Genomic DNA, 11,113 nt, shown 5'->3' with positions numbered 1-11,113 from the left:
TGGTTAACCTTCTCTGGATACCAATCGTTAATCGAGTCTGCGGCCTGACCGGCATTTCGACCAACCACGCGGGCGCAAGGCGCCAAACCGGGAGCGACTGCAAAGAAATGGGACTGGCGGGCACCACAGACAAGGGCCATGGCCGTGCAGGCCGTTTCCTGCGCGCTGCCGGTGTGCTGTTGCTGCTGGCGCTTTGCCTTGCTTTTGCGCCGGTTTCACGCGCCGCCGATGCGCCACTCGGCGCCACCGCCTACAAGATGGCCGGCGACGCAACCAAGATGCGCATCGTCATCGATTTCGACCGCGAGCCCGACATCAAATGGTTCCTGCTGCGCGGCCCCAACCGGCTGGTCGTGGACCTGCCGCGCACCCGATTCGCCATTGGCGCGAAGGACGCCAAGGCCCGCGGCCTGGTCAAAGCGGTGCGTTATGGCGATCAGGGCGAGGGATCGCGGCTGATCCTGACCGGCAAGGGGCCGTTCTCGGTCGACAAGCTCGAGGTGCTCAAGAACGAGGACGGCGCAGGCTATCGCATCGCCATCGACGTGTCGGCAGCCTCCGACCGCGAGTTCGACGAAGCCCTTGCCAACCAGGCGCTGACCACCGGCTCGACCGTCTCCACCGACAAGGGCTCCAGGGTCGGCACAGGGCCGATCTCCAATCCCGGGCATCGCTTCACCATCGTCATCGATCCCGGCCATGGCGGCATCGACGGTGGCGCCGAAGGCCTCAACGGCACCATCGAGAAGAACGTGACGCTGGCCTTCGCCACCGAACTGCGCGACAAGCTCGCCGCCGTCGGCAACTACGACGTGTTCATGACGCGCGATTCCGACGAGTTCCTGCGGCTCGATGACCGCGTGCGCATCGCCCGTCAGCACGAGGCCGACCTTTTGATCTCGATCCATGCCGACACGATCAGCGTCAAGGGTATCAGAGGCGCCACCGTCTATACCGTCTCCGACAAGGCGTCCGATCCGCAAGCGCAGGCGCTTGCCGACCGTGAAAACCTCTCCGACCAGTTCGCCGGCATGGTGATCAAGGACGACAACAAGGAAGTCACCGACATACTGATCGACCTGATCCGCCGCGAGACGCATAATTTCTCGATGAGCTTTGCCCACACTCTGGTCGGCCAGTTGTCCACCAGCGTCGGCCTGATCAACAATCCGCAGCGTTCGGCCGGTTTCAAAGTGCTGAAAGCGCCCGATGTGCCGTCGGTGCTGGTGGAACTCGGCTATCTCTCCAACGCCAAGGATGAAGCGCAACTGCTCGACGCCGACTGGCGCGGCAAGGCGGCGCAGAGCATCACCAACGCCGTCGCCCTGTTTGCCTCCGCCAAGATGGGAACGGGAACCGGAGGCTGAGATGGTCGCCGCCGCCCACGACCGGAGGCAGCGTTGCACGACGACAACACCAGGCGCTTTTATTTCAGGTGGGGGATGCCTAAACCGGGCACTGCCGTATTTTGCCCACATGGTGGCGACATGGGTTTTCCATCACGGATCGGGACAGTTGCGAAGGCTTGCGCGAAAGGCGGCTTCGTCTAGGAAATTCCCGAACCTCGGACTGGAGCGGGCATGATTCGTCTTATCGGCTATTTCTTTGGTATCGGCACGACGCTGGCGCTTATGGTCGCCGCGGGCGTGGCGATATACATCAGCCATCTCTCGAAAGACCTGCCCGACTACGAGGTCCTGGCCAAGTACGAGCCGCCAGTGACGACCCGCATCCATGCTTCCGACGGCTCGCTGATGGCCGAATATGCGCGCGAACGGCGGCTCTATCTGCCGATCCAGGCGGTTCCGGACCGGGTCAAGGCGGCGTTCCTGTCGGCCGAGGACAAGAATTTCTACAACCATCCCGGCATCGACATCACCGGGCTTGGCCGCGCCATCTACGTCAACCTGCAGAATCTGGGTTCGGGCAGGCGCCAGGTCGGCGCCTCGACCATCACCCAGCAGGTGGCGAAGAACTTCCTCTTGTCCTCGGACCAGACCTACGAGCGCAAGATCAAGGAGATGATCCTGGCCTTCCGCATCGAGCAGGCTTATTCGAAGGACCGCATCCTTGAGCTCTATCTCAACGAAATCTTCTTCGGCTTCGGCGCCTATGGCGTTGCGGGCGCGGCACTGACCTATTTCGACAAGTCGGTCAACGAACTCACGGTCGCGGAAGCCGCCTATCTGGCGTCGCTGCCGAAGGGGCCCAACAACTACCATCCCTTCAAGCATGCCGACCGCGCCATCGAGCGCCGCAACTGGGTCATCGACCAGATGGTCGAGAACGGCTACGTGACGCGCGAGGAAGGCGACAAGGCCAAGGCCGAGCCGCTCGGCGTGACGCCGCGTCGTAACGGCTCCTATCTGTTTGCGGGTGAATATTTCACCGAGGAAGTGCGCCGCCAGATCATCTCGCGCTATGGCGAGAACGCGCTCTATGAGGGCGGCCTTTCGGTGCGCACGACGCTCGATCCGAAGATCCAGCTCATCGCCCGCAAGTCGATGCAGAACGGCTTGCTCAAATACGACACGCTGCGCGGCTATCGCGGACCGGTGACGCATATCGATGCTTCCGGCGACTGGGGCGTGGCGCTGGGCAACGTCAAGGGGCTGGAAGACGTGCCGGAATGGTCGCTTGCCGTCGTGCTCGACAGCTCGGCGACCGGCCTTTCCATCGGCCTGCAGCCGACGCGGCAGATTTCGGGCGATATCGTCAAGGAACGCATCGAAGGCGCCGTCAGCAAGGAAGACATGAGCTTCGCCATGCGCCATGTGGTCGATGGCAAGACGGTCAAGGCCAAGTCTCCGGCCGATGTACTGCAGCCCGGCGACGTCATCTTCGTGCAGAAGAACGAAGGGTCGGAAGGCGCCTACACGTTGCGCCAGGTGCCGGAAGTGGAGGGCGGCCTGATCGCCATGGATCCACATACCGGGCGCGTGCTGGCCATGGTCGGCGGCTTCTCCTATGCGCAGTCGGAGTTCAACCGTGCCACGCAGGCGATGCGCCAGCCGGGATCGTCCTTCAAGCCGATCGTCTATTCGGCCGCGCTCGACAATGGCTATACGCCGGCCTCGGTGATCATGGACGGACCGATCACCATCCAGAGCGGCACCACGACCTGGACGCCGAAGAACTATGACGGCACGGTGGCCGGCCCCGCGACCTTGCGCTCCGGTATCGAAAAGTCGCGCAATTTGATGACGGTGCGGCTCGCCAACGACATGGGCATGAAGCTGGTGGTGGAATATGCCGAGAGGTTCGGCGTCTACGACCATCTGGCGCCGTATCTGCCTATGGCGCTGGGCTCCGGCGAGACGACGGTGATGCGCATGGTGTCGGCCTATTCGATCATGGCCAATGGCGGCAAGTCGATCAAACCCTCGCTCATCGACCGCATCCAGGACCGCTACGGCAAGACCGTGTTCAAGCAGGACGAGCGCGGCTGCGAAGGCTGCAATGCGCCCGAATGGAACAACCAGCCCGAACCGGAACTGGTCGACAATTCCGAGCAGGTGCTCGATCCGATGACCGCCTACCAGATCACCTCGATGATGGAAGGCGTGGTCCAGCGCGGCACCGGCGCCACCATCGCCGAGCTTGGCCGCCACATCGCCGGCAAGACCGGAACGACCAATGACGAGAAGGACGCCTGGTTCATCGGCTATACGCCGAACCTCGTCGTCGGCCTTTACATGGGTTACGACACGCCGCGCGGTCTCGGCCATGGCGCCACCGGCGGCGGTCTGGCGGCGCCTATCTTCAAGGACTTCATGCGCGTTGCGCTGGACGGCACGCCCAATGTCGACTTCAAGGTTCCGGAAGGCATGAACCTGGTCGCCATCAACCGCAAGACCGGCATGCGTGCCGCGTCGGGCGATCCCGGCACCATAATCGAAGCCTTCAAGCCCGGCACCGGCCCCGCCGACAGCTATTGGGTGATCGGCATGGGCGCCGACGGGTCCAACGGCGCCGGCGGACCGCTATCGCCGCAGGCTACGGAAGCTATCCAGGCACCCGGCGGCGGACTCTACTGACGACCTGATTTTTACGTCGAATGGGCTGGCTTGTTGAGCCGGCCCATTTCGCTTTACAGGCAGCAATGCCGTGCCTATGTATCGCGCCGACCCAAGCGCCACTTTAAAAACAGGACAGAACAACCAGCCATGCGCGCGGAAACGCAGAACATTGTCGACGAGATCAGGCAGGCGATCACCCTGCTGAGGAGGCATCTTTGACTGGGATCAGGCCATAAAGCGGCTTGAATACCTGAACGTGCGCGCCGAGGATTCCAGCCTCTGGAATGATCCGCTGGAAGCGCAAAAGCTGATGCGCGAGCGCCAGGGCCTCGAAGACGGGATCGCCGGCGTCAAAAGCCTGACGCAGGCGCTGGAAGACAATATTGGCCTGATCGAACTGGGTGAGGAAGAGGGCGACCAGAGCGTGATCGCCGAGGCGGAAGCAGCCCTCCGCTCGATGCAGGGCGAGGCCAAGGCCCGCCAGGTCGAGACGCTGCTGTCGGGCGAGGCCGACGCCAACGACACCTATCTCGAAGTCCATGCCGGCGCCGGCGGCACCGAGAGCCAGGACTGGGCCTCGATGCTTCTGCGCATGTACACGCGCTGGGCCGAGCGTCGCCGTTTCAAGGTCGAAGTGCTGGAAGTCCATGACGGCGAAGAGGCCGGCATCAAGTCCGCCACGCTCCTGATCAAGGGCCACAATGCCTATGGCTGGCTGAAGACCGAGTCGGGCGTTCATCGCCTGGTCCGCATTTCACCCTATGACAGCAATGCGCGCCGCCACACGTCCTTCTCCAGCGTCTGGGTCTACCCGGTCGTCGATGACAGGATCGAGATCGACGTCTCGGAATCCGATGTACGCATCGACACCTACCGCTCATCCGGTTCGGGCGGCCAGCACGTCAACACCACGGACTCGGCGGTTCGCATCACCCATATCGCCACCGGCATCGCGGTTGCCTGCCAGGCCGAACGCTCGCAGCACAAGAACAAGGCGAAGGCCTGGGAAATGCTGCGCTCGCGCCTTTACGAGGAAGAGCTGAAGAAGCGCGAAGCGGTGGCCAATGCCACAGAAGCGTCGAAGAGCGACATCGGCTGGGGTCACCAGATTCGTTCCTATGTGCTGCAGCCCTACCAGTTGGTGAAGGACCTGCGCACCGGCGTCGAGAGCACCAGCCCGTCGAGCGTGCTCGACGGCGACCTCGACGACTTCATGGAAGCCTCGTTGTCGCAGCGCATCGAGGGCGGTGCCGGTGAAGCCGTGGCCGACCTCGACTAGGATATGTTCATATTCAGCTGAGGCCGGCCTGCGAATGGATGATACCTGCGCTTCCGCCACTTTCGACTCGGCTGACTTGAATAAGAACATCCCTTGGCGGAGGAGCGAAGGAGGAACCATGAGTCGCAGGCTCACCGGCAAATGCTTTTGCGGCACGGTTCAGTATGAAGTGGCGGACGAGTTCGTCTATGCCGCGATCTGCCATTGTTCGAACTGCCGGCGCACCACAGGTTCCGCCTTCAAGCCCTTCGCCGGCATCGAGCGCGAGAAACTTGCCCTTGCCGAAGGGCATCACGGGCTCATCCATTTCGGCGATGACAGCGGCCACGATGCGCATTGCAGCCGCTGCGGCTCGTTGCTGTATTCGCTGGTCCGCGACGGCGCCTATGTCCATGTCGCCATGGGCACGCTGGTCGACGATCCGACGATCCGGCCGACCGCGCACATCTTCGTCGGCTCCAAAGCGCCATGGTTCACCATCGCCGACGACTTGCCGCAATATGAAGGGCATGTGATCGCCGGTCCAGGCGAAGTATAGGCTGGAACCACATTCGGCCAATCCCGTTGTTTCGATGCCCGTCTGCCGGGAGTTGAGCCTGGCCTTGGATCTCGTCAGCGGTTGCAGATAGCGGCGTAGATGTGCGGCCTCGCGCAGCAACTTCTTGCGCCAGCCAAGGAATCAGCCCAGCATCCGAGGGCTGGAAGAGAAAAAGCATTTATGGCCGGACGCGGCATATCTGCGACCTGACGATCCGGCCACTGGGAAGACACGTTCCGGGAACGGGCAAGCGAAACGCTTGATGCTCGTTTGAAAGGAACGCTTCCATGTCTGCTGCCACTCTCCGATCGGCCAGAGCCGTTCAACCGGCTGGCCGACTCCTGTTTTCCTTGTTCGTCACCCCGATCTTTGCAATCGCGATGCTTGCGGCGGTGCTGACCGGACCCGCCTTCGCCCATGACGCCAAGCCTACGGCGGCGAAGCCGCAAGGCTGGAGTTATCCCTTCGCCTGCTGCGCAAACTACGACTGCCGCACCACCCATACCGGCGAGGTGCTGGAAAAGCCGGAGGGCTATGTGATCGCCGGAACGGGGGAGGTCGTTCCGATGAGCGACAAGCGGGTCAAGGACTCACCCGACGGCGATTTCCACTGGTGCGCGCATCAGGCCGGCCTCGACGCAGGCAAGACGATCTGCCTGTTCGTGCCACCGCGTTCCTACTGAGTTCTGTTGGCAGTTCTCATCGGAAGGCCGGCCTTGGTGGTGCTGAAGGCGCTTGCGTCAGACGGAAGCAGCGAGTGCCGAGGCGAAGTCGCGATACGGGCGCAGTGGGCGACCCAGAAGTGCCGTCAGGCGCTCGACGTCGCCGGCCTCGGGCAGCATCCCGTCGGTGAAGAAGCGCTCGCCCATCAGGCGCATGTCGTAGGCCATCCAGGCGGGCAGGAACTGCTTGAGATTTTGCTCAAAACCCTCCGTATTGTCGCCGCTGTAGCTGATCGGGCGGGCGAGTACGTCTGACCAGATCGCGGCAATGTCCGTCCCGGTCAGTGTCTGCGGACCGACGAGGTTGATCCGCTCGAACGCAAGCGGCTCCTTCGACAGTTCGCGACGCAGCAGCTCAAGGGCGGCGATCTCGGCGATATCGCGGGCGTCGATCATGGCGAGGCCCTTGGGGCCGATCGGCATTGGGTAGGTGCCGTAGCCGGTGATGACGTCTTCGACCGTCAGATCGTTCTGGATGAAGTAGGCCGGGCGCAAGATCGTAGCTTTGAAGTCCATCTGCTCGATCATTCGCTCGACGCCGAACTTACCCGCGAAATGCGGCACGTTCACATAGACGTCAGCGTGGATCACCGAGAGATAGACGATCCGCTCGATGCCGGCCGATCGGGCGACGTTCAAGGCGATCAAAGCCTGGGTGAATTCGTCCGGCACCACGGCGTTCAAGAGAAACAGCGTGGAAACGCCAGACATGGCTTTGCGCAGCGAATCGACATCGAGAAAGTCGCCTTGCACGACTGATACGCCTGCCGGAAAACTGGCTTTCGACGGATCGCGCACGAGAGCACGCACATCGGCGCCGCGCTTGGCGAGCTGTTCGACGACTTGGCGGCCGATATTGCCGGTGGCGCCGGTAACGAGAATGGTCATGGAATTTCTCCTGTTGGGTTGCTTGACAGCCCCAATATGCGTGGCTCACAAAGAGCCCAGTAGACGGCAATTTTAGACACGTCGTCTCACTGGTGGGACAGTCATGGATCTTTTAGCCCTTGCCGATTTTAACCTGGTGGCTCGCCATGGCGGCTTCGGCAAAGCGGCAAGGTCCACCGGCCGGCCCAAGGCAACGTTGTCCCGGCGCGTTGGCGAATTGGAAAGCAGTCTCGATCTGCGTCTGTTCGAACGGGGTGCGCGTAACCTGAAGCTGACCGAAGAAGGACGGGCGCTCTTCGAGCGGACGGGGGCGTTGCTTGCCGAGCTGGACGAGACGGCATCGGCGATTGCCTCGGGCGGTCAGAGACCCAAGGGCAGATTGCGGATCAGCGCGCCTTTGCATTTTTCGCAGACTGCAATGGGGAGGATCGCTGCGGGATTTGCCCTGAGGTATCCTGAGGTGAGGCTTGAAGTGACCACCGAAGACCGGCATGTCGACATGATCGAGGAAGGCTACGATCTGGTAATCCGGGTCAATCCGGATCCCGATGAAAGCCTGGTCGGACGGGCGTTTCTCCGCGACCGCCTGGTCGTTGTGGCGAGCCCGGACCTTCCTCGCCCGACCGATGGGCTCGCCGCTCCTGGCGTTGCGCGCGGGACAGGCGAGCGGCAAACATGGCAGGTGAAGACACCAGGTGGCTGGGCAACACTTAGAATCGAGCCGGTCCTCGCCTTGTCGACACTCATCATGGTCCGCGATGCGGTGCGAGCCGGCGTAGGCGCAGGACGGCTTCCCATTTCGTTGGTGGCCCACGACCTGGCTGACGGCACACTGGTGAATTGGGGGGATATTGACGGCCCCGAAATTTCTCTATGGACGCTCTACCCGTCGCGGCGGCTGCTCAGCGCGCGCGTGTCGGCGTTCCTGGATTTTCTGAAACAGGCTTTCCCAAACGGGACGCCGGACGAACTGGCCGCCTATATCGGCAGGTGACGACAATTGGGAGGTGACGACGGGCCCGCTTTAGCCAGAGCGCCGGTCGGCTCGGTCGACCGGAGCCTGCTGACAGACAGTTGTCAGGAGCCTTCCTTTATGGTGCCTTGCCGCATGGGTGGCGGGCAACGGAGAGGAAGGCTTTTCATGACCATCAAGGCCAGCTGTCATTGCAAGGCGACTACGTTCGAGGTTTCGGAGGCGCCCGAGACGGTAACACAATGCACCTGCTCGTTCTGCTCCAAGCGCGGTTCGCTGTGGGCTTACTACGTTCCGTCGCAATTCAAGCTCACCAGCTCGCCGGAAAACGTTTCCTTCTATCAATGGGGATCGAAGACCGTCAAACACGGGTTTTGCGCCATTTGCGGCTGGGGCACCTTCACCGAAACGCCGGACTGGTCGACCGGCAAACCGGACTTCGACAATCCCAAGATATCAGTCAATTCGCGGCTGTTCGATGATTTCGACCTCGACAAGGTCGAGGTGGTCGTCATTGACGGCAAGAACCTCTGGTAGGCCAGCGCCAACCGCCGAAGCGGAAGAGTGGCGCGAGCGGGGAAAAGCCGCTTTCGCCGCTCGGTTTTTCGCCGCATTTCATGTTACAAGACCGGAGAAGGGCTTATATGCGCGAGCCGCAAAGGCCGCGATTTGGAGAGGGACGATCCTTATGAAAAAGACTGTGCTCGTCGCCGTTGCGACGGCTGTGCTGGTGAGTGCCTGCACCACGACCGATCCGTACACCGGCGAGCAGAAGGTTTCCAACACCGCTGCCGGCGCCGGCCTTGGCGCCCTGGCGGGCGCGGGCCTCGGCCTGCTTGCCGGCGGCAATGACCGCCGCAACGCGCTGATCGGCGCCGGTATCGGCGCGCTGGCCGGCGGCGCCATCGGCGCGACCATGGACCAGAACGAGGCTGAACTGCGCCGCCAGCTCGAAGGCACCGGCGTCAGCGTCACCCGCACCGGCGACCAGATCATCCTCAACATGCCGTCCGACATTACTTTCAACGTCGACCAGGATGCGGTGAAGCCCGGCTTCTATCAGGTTCTGAACTCGGTTGCGCTGGTGCTGAAGAAGTTCAAGCAGACCACGGTCGACGTGTTCGGCCACACCGATTCGACCGGTGGCGACGAACACAATTTCGATCTGTCGCAGCGCCGCGCATTGGCGGTCGCCAACTATCTCTCAGGGCAAGGTGTGGATTCGCGCCGCTTCGCCGTCACCGGTTTCGGCAAGACCCGTCCGATCGCGTCCAACGGAACGGCGGTCGGCCGTGCGCAGAACCGGCGCGTCGAGATCCAGCTTTCGCCGCTGACCTGAATTGTTCGGCATCGAAATGCGAAGGCGGCCCCGCAAGGGGCCGCTTTCTTTTTGGGCTCCTGTGGTCCGCCAAAAGGTCTAACGCATTAGAGATTTCTAATAATCCCTTTCCGGAGGCCTTGGAAGGGATTAGCATTGGTGCGGTTCCAGAGGGGATGGGGCGGTACAAACGGCCGCGCAGTCACTTAGTCGGCCCCGGTCCTGCACGGCCAGATAAGGAAATCTGGGAGGAATGCATGACAAGAACAGCTCGTCTTGGGCGTTGCGGCGTCCTCATTTTGACAGGTCTGGTCTCAGCTTGGTGCGCAGCCGCCACGGCTCGAGCCGAGGACGCCAACAAAGCCGACATCGAAGCTTTGAAGAAATCGCTCGCCAAATATGAGGACTACACGGTCGCCGTCCGCGACCTTTATCTGTCGACTGTCGGGTGTGTCTATTACAGCGGGGACAGGATCGAGGGCGCAATGGACTATCCGAAGGGCGCTATGGGCATCCATTTCGTCAACGTTCCGAGTGTCGGTCAGAAACTCGATCCGATGCGCCCCAATGTGCTGATCTACGAGCCGACCAAGAAAGGCTTGAAATTGGTTGGCGTGGAATGGCTGGTGCCCCTGACGCCAGACACCAAGGAACCTCCAAAACTATTTGGCCAGACCTTCATGGGACCGATGGAAGGGCACTACCCGCTCATTCCGAGGGAGTTCGTCCACTACGACCTTCATGCCTGGCTGTTCAGAGACAATCCGAACGGCATGTTCAGTCCGACCAACCCGAACGTGAAATGCAGCAAGGCAGAGTTTCCGATGCTGGAAAAACCGACCAAGATGATGCCCGGCCCGATGTGACGGACGGGCCAGGATAGAAGCTTGCCAAGGGTGCAAGCTGGCCGGCTGCAATTGAGAGCGCTCGGGATCAGGCTCGGACGACGATCGGCATGAGGGCCGGCGCGCATGAAGGCTGCCCGCATGAAGACAGGTATCTGGTCGCGGAAGTCGACAATGGCGCTGCGAGCCGTCAGTCGAAGGTAAAAGCGGCCCGCAAGGGCCGTTCTTGTTTGGCATGTCGGACTCCGTAATCAAGGCCTACGAGGTCGGCTGATCGACAATTGCCGCAACGATACGGCGCACGATCGGCAAGACCAGCAGCAGACTTGGAAAGCCCACTAGCCATGATGCTCCCCATGCATACGGCCAGGTCGCCACGAAACCGGTTGTCCAGCCCGCATTGATCAGCGTCGCTACCGCGGAAACAATGCACGACATCAGGATGGAAAGTACGAATGGCATTACCAGCGCATTGTAGGAGGCCGGTAGCTTCCTCGATTTCAAAACCTTGTGGGATGACGGTCGCATCAC

At 61.8% G+C, this 11,113-nt stretch carries 11 protein-coding genes; 9 read left to right on the top strand and 2 right to left on the bottom strand.

Going from position 1 to position 11,113, the window contains the following annotated elements; all coding sequences use genetic code 11:
- Positions 1-107: 107 nt before the first annotated feature.
- The 5 genes from NKI05_RS10480 to NKI05_RS10460 all read left to right on the top strand — a co-directional run bounded on the left by NKI05_RS10480 (position 108) and on the right by NKI05_RS10460 (position 6,519).
- On the top strand, positions 108-1,367 hold the full coding sequence (locus NKI05_RS10480) for an N-acetylmuramoyl-L-alanine amidase (RefSeq protein ID WP_023708476.1): 1,260 nt from the start codon (positions 108-110) through the stop codon (positions 1,365-1,367).
- 213 nt (positions 1,368-1,580) lie between these two features.
- Positions 1,581-4,037, top strand: a complete 2,457-nt coding sequence (locus NKI05_RS10475) for a penicillin-binding protein 1A (RefSeq protein ID WP_023805260.1) — start codon at positions 1,581-1,583, stop codon at positions 4,035-4,037.
- A gap of 129 nt (positions 4,038-4,166) precedes the next feature.
- Positions 4,167-5,298, top strand: a protein-coding gene (prfB, locus tag NKI05_RS10470; protein WP_155922402.1) for a peptide chain release factor 2 whose coding sequence is annotated in 2 segments (ribosomal slippage) — positions 4,167-4,232 and positions 4,234-5,298 — 1,131 coding nt in all. Because the reading frame shifts where the segments join, the coding sequence is not laid out codon by codon here.
- A gap of 118 nt (positions 5,299-5,416) precedes the next feature.
- Positions 5,417-5,836, top strand: coding sequence for a GFA family protein (locus NKI05_RS10465; RefSeq protein ID WP_023738930.1), 420 nt, complete (start codon positions 5,417-5,419; stop codon positions 5,834-5,836).
- A 287-nt stretch (positions 5,837-6,123) separates the two neighbouring features.
- The gene (locus NKI05_RS10460; protein WP_023815344.1) at positions 6,124-6,519 is read left to right on the top strand and encodes a hypothetical protein; all 396 of its coding nucleotides are present in this window, start codon (positions 6,124-6,126) and stop codon (positions 6,517-6,519) included.
- Between the two features lie 57 nt (positions 6,520-6,576).
- Here the strand turns inward: NKI05_RS10460 and NKI05_RS10455 are convergent, their stop codons facing one another.
- Positions 6,577-7,446: an NmrA/HSCARG family protein gene (locus NKI05_RS10455; RefSeq protein WP_023691229.1), complete on the bottom strand. Its 870-nt coding sequence runs from the start codon at positions 7,444-7,446 to the stop codon at positions 6,577-6,579.
- Positions 7,447-7,549: 103 nt separating this feature from the next.
- Between NKI05_RS10455 and NKI05_RS10450 the strand changes: the two genes are divergently transcribed.
- The 4 genes from NKI05_RS10450 to NKI05_RS10435 all read left to right on the top strand — a co-directional run bounded on the left by NKI05_RS10450 (position 7,550) and on the right by NKI05_RS10435 (position 10,603).
- Complete coding sequence (locus NKI05_RS10450; protein ID WP_023815343.1) at positions 7,550-8,440, top strand: LysR family transcriptional regulator; 891 nt, start codon at positions 7,550-7,552, stop codon at positions 8,438-8,440.
- A gap of 147 nt (positions 8,441-8,587) precedes the next feature.
- Positions 8,588-8,956: a GFA family protein gene (locus NKI05_RS10445; protein WP_352792359.1), complete on the top strand. Its 369-nt coding sequence runs from the start codon at positions 8,588-8,590 to the stop codon at positions 8,954-8,956.
- Positions 8,957-9,107: 151 nt separating this feature from the next.
- Complete coding sequence (locus tag NKI05_RS10440) at positions 9,108-9,758, top strand: YiaD family glycine zipper/OmpA-like lipoprotein (protein ID WP_023815342.1); 651 nt, start codon at positions 9,108-9,110, stop codon at positions 9,756-9,758.
- Between the two features lie 236 nt (positions 9,759-9,994).
- The gene (locus tag NKI05_RS10435) at positions 9,995-10,603 is read left to right on the top strand and encodes a hypothetical protein (protein ID WP_023681486.1); all 609 of its coding nucleotides are present in this window, start codon (positions 9,995-9,997) and stop codon (positions 10,601-10,603) included.
- A 237-nt stretch (positions 10,604-10,840) separates the two neighbouring features.
- Here the strand turns inward: NKI05_RS10435 and NKI05_RS10430 are convergent, their stop codons facing one another.
- Entirely contained in the window at positions 10,841-11,110 is a 270-nt protein-coding gene (locus NKI05_RS10430; RefSeq protein WP_023667468.1) for a DUF2798 domain-containing protein, read from the bottom strand.
- Positions 11,111-11,113 lie beyond the last annotated feature (3 nt).

Origin of the sequence: Mesorhizobium sp. M0771 (assembly GCF_040320155.1) — a bacterium.
GTDB lineage: Bacteria > Pseudomonadota > Alphaproteobacteria > Rhizobiales > Rhizobiaceae > Mesorhizobium.
Note: the sequence above shows the minus strand (reverse complement) of the source record. Positions and strands in the feature narration are given on the sequence as shown.

What these genes read in the sequence shown, in the direction of transcription:
- NKI05_RS10475 (WP_023805260.1), top strand. Translation starts at nt 1,581, where the DNA reads ATGATTCGTCTTATCGGCTATTTCTTTGGTATCGGCACGACGCTGGCG.
- NKI05_RS10445 (WP_352792359.1), top strand. Translation starts at nt 8,588, where the DNA reads ATGACCATCAAGGCCAGCTGTCATTGCAAGGCGACTACGTTCGAGGTT.
- NKI05_RS10480 (WP_023708476.1), top strand. Translation starts at nt 108, where the DNA reads ATGGGACTGGCGGGCACCACAGACAAGGGCCATGGCCGTGCAGGCCGT.
- NKI05_RS10460 (WP_023815344.1), top strand. Translation starts at nt 6,124, where the DNA reads ATGTCTGCTGCCACTCTCCGATCGGCCAGAGCCGTTCAACCGGCTGGC.
- NKI05_RS10435 (WP_023681486.1), top strand. Translation starts at nt 9,995, where the DNA reads ATGACAAGAACAGCTCGTCTTGGGCGTTGCGGCGTCCTCATTTTGACA.
- NKI05_RS10455 (WP_023691229.1), bottom strand. Translation starts at nt 7,446, where the DNA reads ATGACCATTCTCGTTACCGGCGCCACCGGCAATATCGGCCGCCAAGTC.
- NKI05_RS10450 (WP_023815343.1), top strand. Translation starts at nt 7,550, where the DNA reads ATGGATCTTTTAGCCCTTGCCGATTTTAACCTGGTGGCTCGCCATGGC.
- NKI05_RS10430 (WP_023667468.1), bottom strand. Translation starts at nt 11,110, where the DNA reads ATGCGACCGTCATCCCACAAGGTTTTGAAATCGAGGAAGCTACCGGCC.
- NKI05_RS10465 (WP_023738930.1), top strand. Translation starts at nt 5,417, where the DNA reads ATGAGTCGCAGGCTCACCGGCAAATGCTTTTGCGGCACGGTTCAGTAT.
- NKI05_RS10440 (WP_023815342.1), top strand. Translation starts at nt 9,108, where the DNA reads ATGAAAAAGACTGTGCTCGTCGCCGTTGCGACGGCTGTGCTGGTGAGT.